The organism is Ruegeria sp. K3 (assembly GCF_056531845.1).
Genome location: NZ_JBQFMM010000013.1, coordinates 118,856 through 139,239, shown reverse-complemented (window position 1 = coordinate 139,239; position 20,384 = coordinate 118,856). Strand labels below are relative to the sequence as shown.

Here is a 20,384-nt window from a genome sequence, read left to right as displayed (position 1 = left end):
CAGTGCGCTTCAGGTTGCGTAATCCGAGCCTTCGGCATCCAGAACAGATTTGATTTCGCGTAAATGTGCTTCGGCCTGACCGGGATATTCATCAAGCTCTTGCGCGGTTTTCTCAGCAATCTCATCGGACAGAACGCGCAAAGGTTGCCCGGTTTGAAGAGCACGAATGTACGTTTCTGCGGCGCGTTCAAAATAATAGAGTCTGTTAAAGGCATCTGCCGGACTGTCGCCGATCACCAAAACCCCGTGGTTGCCCATGATCATGACTTTCTTTTTCGGGTCCGACAGCATCGCGGCACAGCGCTCACCTTCGTTTTCAAAAGCCAGACCTCCGAATTCTTCATCGATTACGTAGCGATTGAAGAAAGTTGCGGTGTTCTGATCGATCGGCGGTAAGGTGCTGTCTGCCAGCGAGGCAAGAACCGTCGCAAAAATCGAATGCACGTGCATCACGCAGCGCGCATGTGGGCAATGGCGGTGGATCGATCCGTGCAGCCCCCAAGCCGTTGGGTCCGGTGCGCCGGGCTGATCCATGACATCTTTGTCATTGGCATCAAGCAGCAGCAGATTTGACGCCTTGATACGCGCAAAATGCATCTGGTTGGCATTCATCAGGAACTGCGTGCCGTCTTCATTCACCGCGAGGCTGAAATGGTTCGCCACCCCTTCATGCATGTTCAACCGTTCGGTCCAGCGGAATGCGGCGGCCATCTCCACGCGTTCGGACCAATGATCGATGTTGGGACGCAGGTTTGTAACGCTCATGCCGGGCTCCTTCGCGGGGTATTCGATTTCTGGAAATCGTGCCTTCGCCGCAAACGTTTGACCAACGAAAAAAACAAGCCTAGTTCATTAGTAAAACTACTGGCAGAGTTATAAGCATGCAGAAATCACTTCCTCCGCTCGGCTGGCTGCGCACATTTGAAGCTGCAGCCCGTCATTTATCATTCACCGGGGCGGCGCGGGATTTGAACATGACGCAAAGCGCAGTCAGCCAGCAAATCAAATCACTAGAGGGCTATCTGGGTCAGCCATTATTCCTACGTCGCCCGCGTGCATTGGAGCTGACCGAAGCTGGTATCACCTATCTGCCGGTCGTTCGCGAAGCCTTTCGAACTCTGGTAAGGGGGACACAAGCCGTCACGGGCGCACAACAAAACGCAGTTCAGGTCCAGAGCAATATCACATTTGCCGTCAACTGGCTGGCTCCGCGCCTACCCCGGTTTCGGGCACTGCATCCGGATGTACATCTGAACATCTTCACCGAACTATGGGAGCCTCGCGAAATGGCCGAAGGCGCGGCGGTGGAAATCCGCTATTCGCTGCGCCCGGCCGATACGGTGCGCACGGAATTGCTGCGAACAGATCACTATTATCCTGTCTGTGCCCCCGATTTCCCGGTGACGCTGGAAACCCTGCAGGAACAGCCCCTGTTCGACTGTTCAAATTTGTTGTCGAATTGGGAGAGTTGGATCTCAGATCAGAGTCTAACTTGGCAAAAACCCAAGGTAACCTATTCGACGACCTATCTGGTCAGCCTGTCAGTTGCGATGGCCGGAGGAGGCTTGTGTTTAGCCCACGACATGATCGCAAAACGGTTGATTGAAGAAGGCCGCCTGATCGCGCCGTTCATCCATCGCGCCGCAATGCCTGAGGCCTATTATCTATTGCTATCGCCCCAAGCCGAGGAAACGCCGGGCGCGTTGGCGTTTGTCGACTGGCTGCGCGCAGAGATTGAAGCCGATCGCCACAACTAATCGCGGGTCGCTCCCGCCCATCTTTGATGCCCTTTGGGCATCTCCTCTGGTTGGGCGTGGCAGCGCTGGCGCGCTGCGGATGGCAGGTTTTGTGATGATTCCATGATACCTTAATAGTGGGGGTTGCACCTTGCGCCGCATTCGGGAAAGTTGGGCCATGGAATACACTCCCTTCCCAAGTTGGCCCGATACCGCCCCTCGTCTCATTGCTGTTGCTGCTGGCCGCGAGGCTGCCGATTTGGTGATCCGTGGCGGCGTCTGGGTCAATGTGCATAGCCGCGAAACCCTGCCTGACCATGACGTGGCGATCGCTGCGGGGCGCGTTGCTTTTGTGGGGCCGGACGCCGCGCATTGTATCGGTCCTGAGACTCAGATCATCGAGGCGCACGGTCGCTATTTGGTGCCGGGGTTATGCGATGCGCATATGCATATCGAATCGGGCATGTTGACCCCGGCAGAATTTGCCCGCGCAGTCATTCCGCATGGCACAACATCGATGTTCACCGACCCGCATGAGATCGCAAACGTGATGGGGTTGGAAGGCGTGCGCCTGATGCATGACGAAGCACTAATGCAGCCGGTGAACATCTTCACCCAGATGCCGTCCTGTGCACCCTCAGCACCGGGGCTTGAGACCACAGGGTATGAGATCACCGCCGAGGATGTGGCCGAGGCGATGTCTTGGCCCGGTATCATCGGACTGGGCGAGATGATGAACTTTCCCGGTGTCATTCATGGCGATCCGAAAATGTTGGCAGAGATCGCAGCCACACAGCGCGCCGGGAAAATTGTTGGCGGGCACTATGCTTCGCCTGATTTAGGGTCTGATTTCGCGGCATATGTCGCCGGCGGCCCTGCTGATGACCATGAGGGCACCTGCGAGGCAGACGCGATAGCTCGGGTCCGTCAGGGGATGCGGTCTATGATGCGGCTGGGATCGGCTTGGTATGATGTAGAAAGCCAGATCACCGCAGTGACAGAGAAAAGGCTGGACCCGAGGAACTTCATTCTGTGCACGGATGACTGTCATTCGGGCACACTGGTCAACTATGGCCATATGAACCGCGTGGTACGGCATGCGATAGCCTGCGGTTGCGATCCTCTGGTTGCGCTGCAAATGGCGACGATCAACACGGCGACCCATTTTGGATTGGAACGCGAGATCGGCTCGATCACACCCGGGCGGCGCGCTGACATTATCCTGAGTTCTGATCTGGTAGAGCTTCCGATCGAAACCGTGGTCGCGCGCGGTCAGATTGTGGCTGAAAACGGGACGGTAACGGTCGAATGCCCGCATCTGAACTGGCCCGCTAAGGCGCGAAATACCGTACACCTAGGGCATGCGCTGACCTCGACAGACTTTGAAATCGCAGCCCCTGCCGGAGCGAACCGTGTCACGGCCAACGTGATCGGGGTGGTTGAAAACCAAGCTCCAACGCAAGCGTTGAAATCCGAGCTACCGATTATCGAAGGGCTTGTTGAAGGCGAAGGCGATGTGTGCCAAATCGCATTGGTCGAACGGCATCGCGCTACCGGAGGTGTGACCAACGCCTTTGTCTCGGGCTTTGGGTATCAAGGCAAAATGGCCATGGCCTCGACCGTTGCGCATGACAGCCACCATATGATTGTTGTCGGCACCGACCGTGAACAGATGGCGCTGGCAGCGAACAGGCTGGCCGAAGTGGGCGGAGGCATCACAATCTTTCGCGATGGCGAGGAACTGGCCTTGGTGGAACTGCCGATCGCAGGCCTGATGTCCGACAACCCAGCGACTGAGGTTGCCGCCAAAGCAGAACAAATGGTCGAGGCGATGAAGACCTGCGGCTGTCAGCTTAACAACGCATATATGCAGCATTCTCTGCTGGCCCTGGTTGTGATTCCTGAACTGCGGATCTCGGACCTTGGGCTGGTGGACGTACGTACATTCGAAAAGATCGACCTTCTGGAACCCCTTGCATGACTACTATCCGAACACCTGACGTTCCCAACCCCGAGAAATTTAGCGATCCGCTTGCAGCTGTCGCACGTTTAGAAGAGCTCTATGAACAGTCGACAAAATTCCTGTGCGATAGGTTTGCAAATGCACTTAAGAACGGCGCTCCTACCGAGAGGTTCCGGGCGTTCTACCCCGAAATTCGGATCAGGACCTCGTCTTACGCGCAGGTCGACAGTCGGCTGAGCTTCGGTCACGTGTCCGAACCAGGTACTCATGCCACGACAGTGACGCGCCCCGATCTGTTCCGGTCCTACCTTACCCAGCAAATCGCGCTATTGATCAAGAACCACGATCAGCCGGTCACAATCGGCGCCTCGGAAACGCCGATCCCGGTCCATTTCGCTGTCGCCAATAACCCGGATCTGGTTGTCCCGCATCAGGGTGCAGCTGGGTTCACTCTGCGCGATGCGTTTGATGTACCGGACCTGAATACAACAAACGACGATATCGTGAATGGCGTGCACGAGCTGGAAAACGAAGCGGGACCCCTTGCGCTCTTCACAGCCCAGCGGGTGGACTATTCGTTGGCAAGGCTTTCGCATTACACCGCGACTGACCCCGGTCATTTCCAGAACCACGTGCTGTTCACCAACTACCAGTTCTATGTCTCGGAATTTGAGAGCTACGCACGGGCGCAACTGGCCGATCCCAACAGCGGCTATACCAGCTTCGTCTCGACCGGGAATGTCGAGATCACGGATGCCGAAGCCGTACTGGAACAGCCCCTTAAACTGCCGCAAATGCCAACCTACCACCTGAAACGCGCGGATGGGTCTGGGATCACGCTGGTCAATATCGGCGTCGGGCCATCGAATGCCAAAACAGCCACCGACCACATTGCGGTTCTGCGCCCGCACGCCTGGTTGATGGTCGGCCACTGCGCCGGTCTGCGCAACACGCAGGCGCTTGGGGATTTCGTACTGGCACATGCCTACCTGCGCGAGGACAAAGTGCTGGACGACGACCTGCCCGTCTGGGTGCCGATCCCACCGCTGGCCGAAGTCCAGGTCGCGCTGGAACAGGCTGTGGCCGAGGTAACCGAGTTGGAAGGCTACGAGCTGAAACGTATCATGCGAACAGGTACAGTCGCCTCGGTCGATAACCGCAATTGGGAGCTTCGCGATCAGTCCGGCCCGGTGCAACGACTCAGCCAGTCCCGTGCGATTGCGCTGGATATGGAAAGTGCAACAATCGCAGCCAACGGTTATCGGTTCCGCGTTCCTTACGGCACCTTGCTGTGCGTCTCGGATAAGCCCTTGCATGGTGAATTAAAGCTTCCCGGCATGGCTTCGGCGTTCTATACCACTCAGGTCAGTCGTCATTTGGCGATCGGAATCCGGGCGATGGAGCACTTGCGCGGCATGCCGCTGGAACGGTTACACAGCCGGAAATTGCGTTCGTTTGACGAAACGGCCTTTCTCTGAAGCAAAAAAGCAACGAATTTCCCCTATTTTCGGGGTTTTTAGTGCTACTATTCGTTGTGTTCAGCCACAATATCCCGTTACAGTTACGCGGTGAGGCCCTATAGATCGGGCACGTTAAGGAGACCAAGAAATGGCAAAGCCTATGACAAAGACTCAGCTGGTGGCTGCTCTCGCTGAGGAAATGGGAACTGACAAGAAATCCGCAAATGCTGCGCTGGAGGCCATGACCGGCCTGATCACTCGCGAAGTTTCGGCCGGTGGTGCCGTCACCCTGCCCGGCGTTGGCAAAATCTACTGCCGCGAGCGCCCCGAGCGCATGGTGCGCAACCCCGCCACCGGCGAGCAGTTCAAGAAAGAAGCCGACAAAGTGGTCAAAATGACCATCGCGAAAGCTCTGAAAGACAGCGTCAACGGCTAATTCGCCGAAGACAGATCGCAAGATCGAAGGGGTCGCCACCGGGCGGCCCTTTTTTGCCTGAATAAGCTATGTAAACATCTGATTAATATCGAGTTTTTGCAGATATCGCCATAGTTGTGTCATATTCCTCATCCACTCGCTTAATGGGAAGTATTATTGAGGAATCTCGATTTTTGGCACGATATCAAACCACTGAATTCGATACAGAAAATCAATTCGACTGGGCAAGCATCCAATACACGATTGAAGACGATGTTGTCGTTGCAACGCGGACGACTTTTGATGCCGGATACGAGGTCTTCGGGACTTACGAAGACGGCGTTTTGCGTCAGGAATTTTATGTCGGAACAGAAGAGGCATTGGGCTTTGATAATCGGTTCATTGACTATGACGCCAATGGCATAATGACCGAACGCGGAACGGTTTATCCAGACAGTATCCGCGTGACCGAGACCTTTCAAAATGGTGTTCCGAATGAGATTCTCATCCAAGATGGGTTTTTCGGAGACGGTGCAAAACCCTGGGACCAGATCGTTCTACGCTATGATGCGTCGGGCAATATCGTAGGCCGCACGATAACAAACGATAATGGTGCCCGGACGGTTGAAGCCTTCGCGCCCGGTCATTTCAGTACTGTTCAGGACTTTCTACAAACCAAATCCTGGGATCGGATCGACACGTTCTTCGATGTCAACGGAGAGACAACCGGACGGACGACCACCTATGACAATGGAATTGTCAAACAGGAAACGTGGGCAGACGGACAGCATAGCAACGTAACGCAGACAGACGGAAGCGACATAAAGTCGTGGGAAACCATCAGCACCTCATTTGATGGCAGTGGAAAGAAATCTGAAAGACAACGACATATGACAATGGAGTCGTGAAACACGAGGTCTGGTCAGATGGCCAGCGCGTCAGCATCAGCCAGACCGATGAGCTGGAAGCGAAATCCTGGGATTCGATCACGACCACCTATCAGGACGGACAAATCTCGGAACGTCGGCTGGAGAAAGATAATGGGGACGTAACCGTTACACTTTATGCGGATGGAAAACGTTCTGACGTGCTGCAACTGGACGGGGACGACAGTGCTTCTTGGGCATTGAAGGTCACCAGCTATCCAGACGCAGGCGGGAAAGAGATTTCTTTGTATGAAAAGGTCGAGGACATCCCTGAATCCTTGCTCCAATACTTCCCGGAACTGACCGCGCCTGACCCGCTTGAAGAGTTCGTGCTGGATTTCAATGACGGAACCCGCATCAATGACAGTGATCAGGTGCTGAATGGTGCATTTATTGCAAGTGTTAGCAAAGGGCAGAGCAACACTGATGGTATTCTAACCCCATACGAATACGGTGGCTCAAACCCCGACCCCGACCTGGAGGCGTTCAATTCCTGGGGGGCAACTGTCGGCTTCTCGAAAAGCGATGGCGAAGAATTCAACTTCAACAGCGTTTCCTTGGCCAATGCTTCCAGATCGGACACCACGTATATACCTGAATCGAACTGGGCAAACCAAGTCACTATCAATGCCTATAATGGCGATGAGCTGGTGCACTCTGCAGAGGTCGATCTGACATTCGATCACGTCACACACGAGTTTGACTGGCGCGATATTGATCACGTCGAGTTCGTTGCATCGGGAGGTGAAATTACCAATGACCATGTCGAGAACGCGGGTTGGTTCTCGATGGACGATCTTAGCTTTTTCGCCTGAATCAAGCGACAAGCTGAATCATAATGATGAGCAGCGCTTTTCTACAAAAGCTCTGCTCATTCTCATTGCGCGCAAGCTCATTGATGCCAACTATCGGGCGACCCCGCTATTCGACGCAATGGGTCCTTGCAGCTCATGTTAAAATCAGGAACAGTCGCCCGAATTTCATCAGGAGGCCGTAATGGACCTGCGCGCCATCGCCATGGGGCTTGTTTTCGCCCTCATCTGGTCTTCGGCCTTCAGCTCGGCGCGGATCATCGTTGCCGATGCCTCGCCTTTGTTCTCGTTGGCGCTGCGATTTCTGATTTCGGGACTAATTGGCGTGGCGATCGCACGCGCCATGGGGCAAAGCTGGCGCCTGACTCGCAACCAATGGCGCGCCACTATTCTGTTCGGAATCTGCCAAAATGCCCTTTATTTGGGTCTAAACTTCTATGCGATGCAGGCAGTCGAGGCTTCGGTCGCGGCGATCATCGCCTCGACTATGCCCCTGCTGGTAGCCCTAGCCGGCTGGCTGCTATTGGGTGAGCGGATACGCCCGCTGGGCATCGTCGGCTTGCTGGCAGGTTTTGTCGGTGTCGCGCTAATCATGGGTAGCCGGATTAACGCTGGTGTCGATCTGTTCGGGGTTCTGCTCTGCGGAATCGGGGCGCTGGCGCTGACCTTTGCCACCTTGGCTGTTCGGGGGGCGACTTCGGGCGGTAACTTCATGATGGTGGTTGGGCTGCAGATGCTTATCGGATCGGCGGTGCTGTTTCTCGCCGCCCCGGTGTTCGAGTCTATTCATATCCACGCCACACTGCCTTTTATGCTGGCTTTTACCTACACCACGCTATTCCCGGGCCTTCTGGCAACTTTCATCTGGTTCCTGCTACTGGATCGCATCGGCCCGATCCGTGCAGCAACGTTCCATTTCCTCAACCCGGTATTCGGCGTGACCATCGCCGCCATTTTACTGGGTGAGAAGTTGGGCCCATTGGATGCGGTGGGGGTTCTGATCACAACGCTGGGAATTCTTGCCGTACAGCTGTCGCGCGAACCCGGTCAGCGCAGTAACGCCTCGACCTGATCTATCAATTTAGGCGCATTTGGCTTGGTGCTTGACCCATAGGTGGCAACGACCTCACCCTCGGGGCCAATAAGCACTTTGTTAAAGTTCCATTTCGGGACAAAGCCAGTCTGCGCAGCAACAGCTCGGTAAAACGGATGGGCATCCGAACCTTTCACTGGAGTGATATCCGTCATCGGAAGCGTAAGGTCATAATTTAGTTCGCAAAAATTCTTGACCTCTTTCGACGACGCCAGCTCTTGTTTGAACGAATTCGACGGGACCGCCAGTACCACCAGCCCGCGTACTTCATATGTTTCGTGCAGCTCCTGCAACGCTGCGTATTGTCCGGTAAAGCCGCAAAGCGACGCCGTGTTGACCACAAGCACGGGCTGTCCGCGCCAGTCTTCCAGTGATAATGTCCCGCCATCGATTGATGAAAATTCGCCCGTCAGTGGTGCCGCCTGAAGGGCTTTGCCCAACAAGATCAGAGCAGTCAACAGAGCCATACGGAACATCACTTCACCTCCTGTTATAAATCATACGCGCTGTGCATTCGTTTGGATCAACTGCACAGACCCGCGAGCGCGCTGTAATATGGTTTTGATTCCTACGCATCTATGCCCAAATAGGACATCATCATTCAAACACCGGAGGATCCATGTCCCGTTATACCAAAGACCCCGAGGTCATTGCGGCCCTCTCACCTGAAGAATTTCACGTCACCCAGCGCAGCGGCACCGAACGCCCGGGCACTGGCAAGCTGTTGAACAACAAGGAACCGGGCATCTACGTGGATATCGTCTCGGGCGAGCCGTTGTTCGCCTCGACCCACAAATACGAATCCGGCTGCGGCTGGCCCAGTTTCACCAAGCCAATCATACATGAACATGTCGAAGAGTTTCGCGACACCACTCATGGCATGATCCGGACCGAGGTCCGCTCGAAACACGGCGACAGCCACCTGGGCCACGTGTTTCCCGATGGCCCCCGCGAACATGGCGGGCTACGCTATTGCATCAATTCCGCCTCGCTGCGGTTCATTCATCGCGACGAGATGGAGGCCGAAGGGTATGGCGAATTTCTGATCCATGTGGAGGATATCTGATGACCGATGAACGCGCCGTTCTGGCCGGAGGCTGCTTTTGGGGCATGCAGGACCTGATCCGCAAATTGCCCGGCGTCTCGCGCACCCGCGTCGGGTACACCGGTGGCGATGTGCCAAACGCAACTTATCGCAACCACGGCACCCATGCTGAAGGGATCGAAATCTGGTTCGACCCGACCCAGATCACGTATCGCGATCTGCTAGAGTTCTTTTTCCAGATCCACGACCCGACCACCCTGAATCGTCAGGGCAATGACCGCGGAATGAGTTATCGCTCGGCGATCTACTATGTGGACGATGCCCAGAAACAGGTGGCTGAAGATACAATTGCCGATGTCAACGCCAGCGGCATTTGGCCCGGCAATGTGGTGACCGAAGTCGAACCCGTCGGCGATTTCTGGGAAGCCGAGCCCGAGCATCAAGATTACCTAGAGCGCATCCCCAACGGATACACCTGCCATTTCCCGCGCCCGGACTGGGTGCTGCCAAAACGCTCCAGTGCGGCAGAATGATATGCGCGGTATAGCCCCTTGCGGGGCTATCCGACCGCCACCCGAGGTCGTCCGCTCGCCTCAACCGTGATCAACGCTTCGACGAATACTTCTTGCGCCTCAATCTTGGCGGTGCGGATATCGCGGTCGACTGTCACGCGTATATCCTCGGCACCTGCTTGGCGCACCGCGCCCTCAGCCTCGTTGCGCAGCACATCTTCAAGCAACTGTAGAGCGGAATTCGAGTCCGAGAAATCCTGCGGCCCCTCTTCCAGATGTACCCGATAGCGGCCTTCGGCCGGGGACGTAACTGAACCGGCCCGCCGAAGGGTCAGCCGCCCGACAACCGCACCGATGGCATTTGCAACACCGGCATGCTTTGGCAGGACCATCTTGCAATGCAACCGCTCTCCGACTGCCGGGTAATAGCTGGGGGCCGAAGCCCCAAGGCCCACTACATCCACATTCAGCGCGGCATCCAATGCCAACAACCCACGGTGTTTCGCCAGCCCGCGCTGCGTCAGAACATGCCGGGCCAGATCTCTTGCAGGCTGGTCAAACCCATGGCTTTCCTCGGCAAAAGCAGTCTCTAATAAGGTCAATGAGGTTTGGTCGGTCAACTGATCGACAATGAGCTGAGCCAGCGCTTCAGGCGATGCTGCCAGCTTGTCCCCTGATCCAACCCGCTTACGCGCCATCAGTTCCAGCGCCTTAAGCGCTGCTGAGCAGTCCCAATCCGCAAGCCGCCCCAGAGCATGACTGGCATCCGAAGGGGTGACACCCGAGACCTGTACGATCCCGCGATCCACCAAACGACCCAGTGCCCCATGCTCCATCCGGGTTTGCAACAGACTGCTGAGCGGCACAACACGATCCTCCAACCGGTCCAGTAACACTGTTTCACGCGGCCCGACCCCATCGGCGGGGATACCCGGCACACGACGGGCAAACCTCGTGTCATGTTCACCTACGGTCGTCGCTCGCAATTGCTCATCCAATGCCGCATGTACCACATCCGGGGCCTCAGCTGCGATCAGCGACACCGGCAGCACCCGACGCGGACCAAGGAAGACACCGCCGCCCAAGCCTTCGGTCACCACATGCACCTGACTGTCACCGCCCAAACCATGAGTCCGCATCGCAACCGCTTCAACCATGGTCCTGAAACCGCCAACCTGCGCGCCTGCGGGGTCGATGGCAGGTTTGCCATCTCTGATCAGCGCGACGTCGGTTGTGGTCCCGCCGATATCGGACACCAGCGCGTTCTCAGCTTCGGTCAGCCAGCGCGCGCCAACGATAGAGGCCGCAGGGCCACTTAGGATCGTTTCAATCGGACGCTCCCGCGCCTGCTCGGCGCTCATCAAAGCGCCATCCCCGCGCACAACCATCATTGGGGCGGTGATGCCCTGCGCGCGCAACTGATCCTGCGCGCGCCCGATCAAGCGGTCGATCATCCCGATCAATCGTGCATTCAGCACGGCGGTCACTGCACGCTTTGGCCCATTCAGCTTGGCCGACAGATGATGAGAGCACGTGACCGGCACTCCCGTACGCTCGGAAATCACGCGCGCCACTTCCAGTTCATGCGCCGGATTCCTGGTCGCGAACTGTGCCGCAACCGCATAGCCGGAAATGCCTGAATGTGAGTCTAAAAAGGCCTCTAGCCCTGCAACATCCAATTCGGCGACCTGACCCCCGGCATAGTTGTGCCCCCCGGCCAGAACCAAAGCCGGATCGCCCTTCAACGCCTCTCTTAGACCGTGTTTCTCAAGGTCGCTTTCCCGAAACCCGACATAGATCAACGCCACGCGCCCGCCCTGGCCTTCGACCAACGCATTGGTGGCCAGCGTTGTCGACAACGATGCCATCCCAATCTGATCCGGAGACACATCAGCCGTCTCTAGCACAGCAGAAACCGCGCGCCCCACACCAATCGCTAGATCCGCTCGTGTGGTCAGCGATTTGGCCGACGCGATCACCTCGCGCTCATCCCGGATCAGCACCGCATCCGTATAGGTTCCGCCCGTATCCACCCCCAAAGCCAACGCCATCGGGTCCTCCATCTGTTCGCCAGAACCGGGTGTAGCGTTTTCCTGCGGCGCGTCCAGCCTGTTTACGACAACCGGGATGCCGCCCAGCGCGCTGCATCAGCCACGGTCGGATCCGGATCATCGGTCAGCGCCTGTGCAACCGGCAGTAACGCCGGCACCGCTGAGTTCCCAATCGCATAAAGCACGTTCCGCACGAACCGATTCCGGCCGATCCGCTTTATCGGCGAGCCCGAGAACATCGCGCGGAATGCTGTATCATCCAGCTGCGCCAGTTCCGCCAACGGAGGCGCCTTTAGCTCCTCCCGCGCCGCATAGCGAAGGTCACTGGCCGCGACCGCAAACTTGTTCCACGGGCAGGCCGCAAGACAATCATCGCAGCCGTAGATTCGGTTGCCCAACAGCGCGCGCAACTCTTCCTCCACCGGCCCCTTATGCTCGATGGTCAGATACGAAATACAGCGCCGCGCATCCAACTGATACGGTGCCGGAAACGCGTCGGTCGGACAGGCCGTCAAACACGCGCGGCATGAGCCACAATGGTCGACCTCAGCGCCATCCACAGGCAAATCCAAAGTTGTGAAAACAGACCCTAAAAAGGCCCAATTTCCCCAATCCTGACTGACAAGATTGGTATGCTTGCCCTGCCACCCCAGCCCAGCGGCCTGCCCCAGCGCCTTCTCTGGCACCGGAGCAGTATCGACAAACACCTTCACTTCACCACCACCCTCGGCAATCAGCCAGCGCGCCAATCGTTTGAGGCGCTTCTTAACCAGATCGTGATAATCCTTGTTCTGCGCATAAACCGAAATGGCGCCCAAGTTGGAATGCGCCAGCACCGCAGTCGGGTCATGCTCGGGCGTATAGCTCTCCGCAAGCATGATCACCGACCGCGCGTCAGGCCACAGCACAGACGGATCACCGCGCCAATGAGCCCGCTCAGCCATCCAGCCCATCTGGCCATGATATCCGGCTTGTAGAAAGGCATCCAACCGTTCGGGAACAAGGGGCACATCCCAAGGACGACAAACCCGACAGGCGACAAACCCCTCAGACAAGGCTTGCTCCACCAACCGCTGTTTCAACTCCGATCCGCTCTTCATCTGGCCAAAAATACCTTCGGGAGTGAATTGGCCCAATGGCCAAGAGGGGGCGGACAGCCCCCTACCCCTCAATCTATCAGAAATCCAGATCCGCGTAATGTGGCGGTGGCCGGAATCCCGGAACCTGATCCGCCAGAATCGAGCGGAACGCCGGGCGGGATTTGATCTTGGCGTACCAGTCCTTCACCGCAGAGCTTCGGTTCCAATCTACGTCCGAAATGTAATCCAGCGCCGACAGATGCGCCGCCGCGGCGAAATCGGCCAATGTCATCTGATCTCCGGCCAGCCAGCGACGGTGATCCAGCAGCCAGGCCATATAATCCAGATGATACTTGATCGCGCGCGCGCCTTCCTTGACGTTCTTGCTGTCCGGATAGCCTTGCCCCGTTACTTTCTTGTTCACCCGCTCATAGAGTAGCTTTGAGGTCACCTCGTGGTGAAACTTGTCATCAAACCAGCCTACCAAACGCCGCACCTCATAACGTGCTTCGGCTTTTTTAGGCATCAAGGGTGGCTCGGGTCGGGTCTCTTCGATATATTCGCAGATCGCGGCGCTCTCGGCCATGATCTGACCATCCAGTCGCAGCACAGGAACCTTACCCGCCGGGTTGCGGCGCAAAAAATCCGGGTCCTGTTCCCAGTATCGTTCTTCGACCAGCTCAACCTCGATCTTCTTTTCGGCCAAAGACAGGCGAACCTTGCGGCAATAGGGCGAGAGGGGAACGTGAAACAGACGCGCCATGAACTTCCATTCGAACCAGTAGAGTACCCTTCAAGCTTTAGCCGCTGAGGGGTCTGGGTTTCAATCCTCGAAACACGCGGCGCGTCCATCTGCGCGGATGGTGGCCGCTCCATCCAGAATTGACGCGGCACGCCTGCGGGTCCGCACCGATGGATCCGTAACCGACCGGTTGCGCGGCGATGGCAGAATCGCCGCCACACGCGCCGCTTGTGTCGGAGACATCTTTGCCGCACTTACCCCATAGTACTTCTGCGCCGCGGCCTCGACGCCAAAGATCCCTTGTCCGGTTTCCGCGACGTTCAGATACACTTCGAGAATGCGCTGCTTGCTCCAGACGATTTCAACAACCGGAGTCATCGAGGTTTCAAGCGCCTTGCGGACCCAGCTGCGCCCTTGCCAGAGAAATACATTCTTGACCACCTGCTGCGTGATGGTCGATGCACCCCGGCTGCCGCCATCTTCCAGCGCATCGCGGATCGCTTCGACATCAAAGCCCCAATGCAGGCAGAAGTTGGCATCCTCGGCTGCTACGACCGACCGCGCCATGATCGGTGCAATCTCTTCGATCGGCACCCACTCGCGATCAACCTTCCCAAGCCGACGCCACTCGGACCAGATCGTATGCGTGACCGGCGGGTTCACGACTGAATAGATCAGAACCAAAGACACAAAAGCCACGACCATCGCCAGAACAACACGAAGGGCCCAGCGCCGTATCCGAGCGATGGGGCCTGTTGTTTTGTTTGATCTGGACGCCCTCTTTTTCTTACCGCGCGGTTTGCGGACTGCTTTTTTTGCCATGCCTTGCTATACGCCGCGAAGGGCGTATTTGAAACGGATTATTTCGACAACATCTGTCCGTCGCGCGGTCGCACAACCGGGCGTGCAGTTCTGACTGAGGCTGCTCCGCGCGCCGCCAACTCCGGGAACAAGGCCAATACTTCTGCTTGCGTCCGACGCTCGGCCTGGGTCAGTGCATGTCCCGGGTAGTAGCTTTCACTTTTGGCGCCATTGGCGAACACGATCTCATGTCGCCGGAACAGAATGTGGAAATAATCCACCTCGCCCCCTTCGACACGCGTGACTGTTGTTCCGTTCACAAGACAATGGGCAGCGATCAGAACTTCTTCATGGCCAAACAGGTAGGGTGCACGCCAATCATCGATCAGTATCCTGTGCTGCGGCGAAACAAGCAGAGGGCGCGTGAGCCCGAACATCCCTGTCTCGAACCGAATTGGGGCCAGTTTACCCTCGGCTGCTACCTTGGTCCGACCAATCCAGAGCACAGGTTTAGCGCCGCTATCCACGGTCGTAACCAGATCTCCAAGTTTCAGGTCCTCGACCGGTCGGGGCCCATCGGGGGTATTAATCAATGTGCCGGGCGTAAAGCAGGGCGGACCGAGATCACCGTTGGCGATATCGACCGAACCAAACGAAGCCCCATCATCGCTAAAATCGGTGACTGAAGAAGAAACAAACGTGCCTTGCTGCAGAACCGATCCGTCTGTTGGGGTAAAAACCTCGCGCCCGTCAGCAAGGTAGAAGGTAACGCCGGTATATGTAACCTGCGCACCACCCGGCAACTCGATCGTCACCATATCATCGAAGTAAGACGCAGTGATATCAGATCCGTCGACCGAGTCTCCGCTCAGCCGGTTGACCAGATCATCGTCATTCTGATCGATGATATCAAAGAACTCGACGTTCAGCGTGGATCCAACAACGGTTCCGTTCGCACCCGGATTGGCCGGATCGAGCACAAAAAACTGGTCTGTATACGTCGTGGGCACACCGATATTCCACTTCACTCACATCATTGGGATAGCAGCATGCCTGCATTTCCCGAATAAACTATGACTAAAGCTAGGCGTTATGCACGGCATTACACAAGAATTGGAAACAATATGGCCAGACAAAAGAATACCCGGCGTGTTGGGAACGACACGCCGGGCCAAAGATTTAGATCTCTCAAGACCTATTCTGCAGGAACCGCCGCCACTTCGGTGGTCAAAGGATGACTGAGCTTGTTCAACATCTCTTTCGGGCAAACCTGCAGGAAGTTGGTCTTTTCCACATCCCAATGCTGTAAGATATCAATGGCTTTGCGGCTATTGGTTTCCGCGACATGGCGCTCGATCATTGCTTTCAGCTGATCTTCCCAATGGTCCACTGTCACCGGACAGGTGACAAGCGTCTCCATGTTCATCAGCGCTTCGGCCTTGCCTTCGGGGTCGTACAGATAAGCCATACCACCCGTCATCCCCGCACCAAAGTTGGCACCGATATCGCCGAGAATAACCGCAACACCGCCGGTCATGTATTCACATCCATTCGAGCCGCAGCCTTCGATCACCACTCTGGCACCTGAATTTCGCACCGCGAACCGCTCACCTGCGCGGCCTGCCGCAAATAGGTGGCCATCGGTGGCACCGTATAGGACGGTGTTGCCAATGATGGTGTTATATTCCGCCTTGAGCGGGCTCACCTGCGGCGGACGTACGACGATCATGCCGCCCGAAAGCCCCTTGCCGACATAGTCGTTGGCATCACCCGAGACCTCCAGCTTGAGACCTGGAGCGGCAAAAGCCCCCAGCGACTGGCCGGCCGAACCCTGCAGTTTCACATGCAAGTGATCGTCCTGGAACGTGTTCCGCATGCCGAAATTCTGGACGATGTGGCTTGAGACACGTGTACCCACGGTCCGATGCGTGTTCTGCACCGCGTAAGATAGTTGCATCTTCTCACCGTCTTTCAGGAATCGCGCCGCATCGCGCACAATCTCGGCATCCAGTGTATCCGGCACTGCATTACGATCCTTGTCGCGGTTGTAGACGATATCATGTGCGCCATCGACGGTGATCAACAGCGGGTTGAGGTCCAGATCATCCAGATGCGCCGATCCGCGGCTGACCTGTGCTAGCAGATCAGCACGACCGATGATTTCGTCAATCGAACGTGCGCCGAGGCTAGCCAGCAGTTCTCGCACTTCCTGTGCGTAGAAGGTGATCAGGTTCACCACCTTGTCCGCGTTGCCAGTAAACTTGGCACGTAACGATTCGTCCTGCGTACACACGCCCACCGGACAGGTGTTCGACTGGCACTGACGCACCATAATACAGCCCATTGCGATCAGGGCGGCGGTACCGATGCCGTATTCCTCAGCGCCCATCATCGCGGCCATGACGATGTCACGACCGGTGCGCAGGCCACCATCCGTCCGCAGAGTCACACGGTCGCGCAGGTTGTTCATCGCCAGAACCTGATGGGCTTCAGTCAGGCCCATTTCCCATGGCAGGCCGGCATATTTGATGCTGGTCGCAGGTGAGGCCCCAGTGCCGCCATTGTGACCCGAAATAAGGATAATATCGGCTTTCGCCTTGGCCACACCGGCAGCAATCGTGCCAACGCCCGAGGACGCCACCAGCTTAACCGTCACTTTGCAGCGCGGGTTGATCTGTTTCAGGTCATAGATCAGCTGCGCCAAATCCTCGATCGAGTAGATGTCGTGGTGCGGCGGCGGTGAGATCAGGGTCACGCCCTTGGTAGAATGCCGCAGACGCGCGATCAGGTCTGTGACTTTCATACCCGGCAGCTGACCGCCCTCACCCGGTTTCGCGCCTTGGGCGACCTTGATCTCAAGCTCTTCGCACTGGTTCAGGTATTCGGCGGTCACGCCGAACCGGCCCGAGGCCACCTGTTTGATCTTGGCCGACGGGTTGTCACCGTTGGGTTCAGGCACAAAATGCGCCGGGTCTTCACCACCTTCGCCGGAATCCGACTTCGCGCCAATCCGGTTCATCGCCACGTTCAGTGTCTTGTGCGCCTCGGGGCTGAGGGCGCCCAGCGACATGCCTGGAGTGACAAAGCGTTTGCGGATTGAAGTGATCGATTCGACCTCTTCGATCGGCACCGGCTTGCCCAGCGGCTTGAAATCCATCAGATCGCGCAAGTGAATCGGAGGATTGGACTGCATCTTGGCCGAATACTGCTTCCACAGCTCGTACGAGGCACGGTTACAGGCCATTTGCATCATGTGCATCGAGGTTGCTTCCCACGCGTGGGTCTCACCCGATTTACGCGCTTTGTAGAAACCACCGATGGGCAGAACATCCAGACCGCTGTCCCACGCTTTGGCATGGATTTCTTCGACTTTGGTCTGAATGCCCGTGACACCGATGCCGGAAATCCGGCTGGTCATACCCGGGAAGTACTCGGCCACCATCGCGCGGCTGAGACCAACGGCTTCGAAATTCAGACCTCCGCGATAAGATGAGATCACCGAAATACCCATCTTGGCCATGATCTTCAGCAGACCCTGGTCGATGGCTTCGCGATAGCGCGCAACGTTTTCGGTCAGGGTGCCGTCAAGCAGACCACGATCAATGCGGTCAGCTAGCGAATCTTCAGCCAGATAGGCATTCACAACTGTCGCGCCACAGCCGATCAGAACCGCAAAGTAATGCGGATCGACACATTCAGCAGACCGCACGTTCAGCGAACAAAAGGTCCGCAAACCCTGACGGGTCAAATGCGAATGCACAGCACTGGTGGCCAGGATCATCGGCATCGCCACACGACCTTGCCCTGAATTCATGTCAGACAGAACCAAGTGACCCGCGCCCGAGCGCACGGCTTCCTCTGCTTCGGCTCTAACACGTGCCAAGGCGGCGCTCAGAGCGCCTCGGCCGGGTTCAAAGCTACAATCGATCTCCGCAAGGGGTGAACCCAGTTGATTGACCAGGGTGTCCCATTGTGCATTGCCGACAAAGGGGCTTTCCAGAACGATGATCTCGGTCTGGCTGCTGTCTTCGTCCAGCACGTTCTTAAGGTTGCCGAACCGCGTCTTCAGCGACATCACACGGTATTCACGCAAACTGTCGATCGGAGGGTTCGTCACCTGGCTGAAGTTCTGCCGGAAAAAGTGGCTAAGCGGGCGGTATTGCTTGGACAGAACAGCCGAGGGCGTATCATCCCCCATCGAAGCCAGCGCCTCTTTGCCGTCCTCTGCCATCGGGGCAAGAATCTGTTCTAGATCTTCTACAGAATACCCGGCCGCGATCTGACGCTTGCGCAGTTCTTCTCCGATGAATTTCGGGTGTTCCGTCACGCCCGCAAGTGACTCGTCCAGATCGTTGATCTTGCCGACCCAGTCGCCAAACGGCAGTGCTCGGGCCAGTTTGTCCTTGATCTGCTTGTCGCGGTACAGCTTGCCCTTTTTCATATCGACAGCCAGCATCTGGCCCGGTCCCAGCGCGCCTTTTTCGGTCACGGTGGCCTCATCAATCGGCACCATACCCGCCTCGGACCCCGCGATAACCAGACCATCGCCGGTTACCACATAGCGCATCGGGCGCAGACCGTTCCGATCCAAACCGGCACATACCCAGCGGCCATCCGTCATTGCCAGCGCAGCAGGGCCATCCCAAGGTTCCATCACTGAATTGCAGTAGGAATACATGTCGCGCCAGCTTTGCGGCAGCTCGATAGCTTGCTTGGACCAGCTTTCCGGAACCAGCATGGTTTTCGCCATCGGCGCCGAGCGCCCAGCACGCACCAAGACCTCGAATACCGAGTCTAATGCGGCGGAATCCGACGATCCGCCCGCAATGATCGGTTTGATATCCTCGGCATAGACGCCAAAGCTATCCGAGGTCATGCGGATCTCGTGGCTTTTCATCCAGTTGATGTTGCCTTTCAGCGTGTTGATCTCACCGTTGTGGGCCAACATACGGAAGGGCTGGGCCAGCCACCATTGCGGGAACGTGTTGGTCGAATAGCGCTGGTGGTAAATCGCAAAAGCGGACTCGAACCGCTCATCCATCAGGTCGGGGTAGAAAACAGCGACCTGCTCGGCCAGCATCATGCCTTTGTAGATGATCGACCGGCAAGACAGCGACGCCAGATATAGCCCCGAGATTCCTGCGGCCAGCGCCGCTTTTTCTATACGGCGACGAATGACATAGAGCTCACGCTCGAATGTCTCTTCATCCACGCCTTTGGAGTTCGAGATCAGAATTTGCTCGATCTCGGGCCGGGTCGCGTTGGCCTTTTCGCCCAGACAGGTCACATCAACCGGCACATGTCGCCAGCCATAAATATAGTAACCCATGCGCAGAACTTCGGTTTCCACTATGGTCCGGCACTGTTCCTGCGCGCCAAAATCCGTGCGGGGCAGGAAAACCTGACCGACAGCAACCAGTTCATCCAAGTTTGGTTCATGACCCGTGCGACGAATCTGATCATAGAAGAATGGGACCGGGATCTGCACATGGATACCTGCGCCATCCCCGGTTTTACCGTCCGCATCCACCGCGCCGCGATGCCAGATTGCCTTTAGCGCATCGATCCCGGCATCCACCACCTTGCGTGACGGCTTACCATCGACGGACACAACAAGGCCCACACCGCACGAGGAATGTTCTTCTTCCTCTGAATAGAGACCTTTTTCTGCCATCCATTTGCGCTTGGCTTCTTCGGCCCGCACCCAATCGGCATCATATTTGGTCATTGGCTGTCTCCTTCTTCCCAA

Annotated in this window: 17 protein-coding genes; 9 read left to right on the top strand and 8 right to left on the bottom strand. The window is 56.8% G+C overall.

Annotation, left to right across the window (positions count from 1 at the left end; genetic code table 11):
• Window positions 1-9 precede the first annotated feature (9 nt).
• Window positions 10-765: a class II aldolase and adducin N-terminal domain-containing protein gene (locus ACR0MP_RS19815; protein ID WP_170408737.1), complete on the bottom strand. Its 756-nt coding sequence runs from the start codon at window positions 763-765 to the stop codon at window positions 10-12.
• A gap of 116 nt (window positions 766-881) precedes the next feature.
• Between ACR0MP_RS19815 and ACR0MP_RS19810 the strand changes: the two genes are divergently transcribed.
• The 7 genes from ACR0MP_RS19810 to ACR0MP_RS19780 all read left to right on the top strand — a co-directional run bounded on the left by ACR0MP_RS19810 (window position 882) and on the right by ACR0MP_RS19780 (window position 8,384).
• On the top strand, window positions 882-1,757 hold the full coding sequence (locus ACR0MP_RS19810; protein WP_170408738.1) for a LysR family transcriptional regulator: 876 nt from the start codon (window positions 882-884) through the stop codon (window positions 1,755-1,757).
• 157 nt (window positions 1,758-1,914) lie between these two features.
• Entirely contained in the window at window positions 1,915-3,717 is a 1,803-nt protein-coding gene (ade, locus tag ACR0MP_RS19805) for an adenine deaminase (RefSeq protein WP_170408739.1), read from the top strand.
• Entirely contained in the window at window positions 3,714-5,177 is a 1,464-nt protein-coding gene (locus ACR0MP_RS19800) for an AMP nucleosidase (protein ID WP_480887663.1), read from the top strand. Before ade ends, ACR0MP_RS19800 begins: the two co-directional genes overlap by 4 nt.
• Window positions 5,178-5,307: 130 nt before the next feature.
• Window positions 5,308-5,595 carry an HU family DNA-binding protein gene (locus ACR0MP_RS19795; protein WP_010442901.1) on the top strand — a complete coding sequence of 96 codons (288 nt, stop codon included), beginning with the start codon at window positions 5,308-5,310 and terminating at the stop codon, window positions 5,593-5,595.
• 173 nt (window positions 5,596-5,768) lie between these two features.
• Complete coding sequence (locus ACR0MP_RS19790; RefSeq protein WP_170408740.1) at window positions 5,769-6,482, top strand: hypothetical protein; 714 nt, start codon at window positions 5,769-5,771, stop codon at window positions 6,480-6,482.
• A complete protein-coding gene (locus ACR0MP_RS19785) occupies window positions 6,479-7,315 on the top strand; it encodes a hypothetical protein (RefSeq protein WP_170408741.1) in 837 nt (278 codons plus the stop codon). The genes ACR0MP_RS19790 and ACR0MP_RS19785 overlap by 4 nt, the downstream gene beginning before the upstream one ends.
• A 181-nt stretch (window positions 7,316-7,496) precedes the next feature.
• Window positions 7,497-8,384: a DMT family transporter gene (locus ACR0MP_RS19780; RefSeq protein WP_480887661.1), complete on the top strand. Its 888-nt coding sequence runs from the start codon at window positions 7,497-7,499 to the stop codon at window positions 8,382-8,384.
• Here ACR0MP_RS19780 and ACR0MP_RS19775 read toward each other — a convergent pair.
• The gene (locus tag ACR0MP_RS19775; RefSeq protein ID WP_480763828.1) at window positions 8,360-8,881 is read right to left on the bottom strand and encodes a glutathione peroxidase; all 522 of its coding nucleotides are present in this window, start codon (window positions 8,879-8,881) and stop codon (window positions 8,360-8,362) included. The two genes, ACR0MP_RS19780 and ACR0MP_RS19775, sit on opposite strands and share 25 nt — an antisense overlap.
• A gap of 143 nt (window positions 8,882-9,024) precedes the next feature.
• Between ACR0MP_RS19775 and msrB the strand changes: the two genes are divergently transcribed.
• Entirely contained in the window at window positions 9,025-9,471 is a 447-nt protein-coding gene (msrB, locus tag ACR0MP_RS19770) for a peptide-methionine (R)-S-oxide reductase MsrB (protein ID WP_170399151.1), read from the top strand.
• A complete protein-coding gene (gene msrA / locus ACR0MP_RS19765) occupies window positions 9,471-9,983 on the top strand; it encodes a peptide-methionine (S)-S-oxide reductase MsrA (protein WP_170408742.1) in 513 nt (170 codons plus the stop codon). The genes msrB and msrA overlap by 1 nt, the downstream gene beginning before the upstream one ends.
• 26 nt (window positions 9,984-10,009) lie before the next feature.
• Here msrA and ACR0MP_RS19760 read toward each other — a convergent pair whose 3' ends face one another.
• The 6 genes from ACR0MP_RS19760 to gltB form a co-directional block, all read right to left on the bottom strand.
• Window positions 10,010-12,013, bottom strand: a complete 2,004-nt coding sequence (locus ACR0MP_RS19760) for a hydantoinase/oxoprolinase family protein (RefSeq protein WP_480887658.1) — start codon at window positions 12,011-12,013, stop codon at window positions 10,010-10,012.
• A gap of 62 nt (window positions 12,014-12,075) precedes the next feature.
• Entirely contained in the window at window positions 12,076-13,113 is a 1,038-nt protein-coding gene (gene queG, locus ACR0MP_RS19755; protein WP_170515246.1) for a tRNA epoxyqueuosine(34) reductase QueG, read from the bottom strand.
• 76 nt (window positions 13,114-13,189) lie between these two features.
• Window positions 13,190-13,855: an FtsZ-binding protein FzlA gene (gene fzlA, locus ACR0MP_RS19750; protein ID WP_170399162.1), complete on the bottom strand. Its 666-nt coding sequence runs from the start codon at window positions 13,853-13,855 to the stop codon at window positions 13,190-13,192.
• Between the two features lie 60 nt (window positions 13,856-13,915).
• Entirely contained in the window at window positions 13,916-14,656 is a 741-nt protein-coding gene (gene mtgA / locus ACR0MP_RS19745) for a monofunctional biosynthetic peptidoglycan transglycosylase (protein ID WP_170399165.1), read from the bottom strand.
• A gap of 38 nt (window positions 14,657-14,694) precedes the next feature.
• Window positions 14,695-15,645: a Hint domain-containing protein gene (locus ACR0MP_RS19740; protein ID WP_480893861.1), complete on the bottom strand. Its 951-nt coding sequence runs from the start codon at window positions 15,643-15,645 to the stop codon at window positions 14,695-14,697.
• Between the two features lie 185 nt (window positions 15,646-15,830).
• Complete coding sequence (gene gltB / locus ACR0MP_RS19735; protein WP_170408746.1) at window positions 15,831-20,363, bottom strand: glutamate synthase large subunit; 4,533 nt, start codon at window positions 20,361-20,363, stop codon at window positions 15,831-15,833.
• Window positions 20,364-20,384 lie beyond the last annotated feature (21 nt).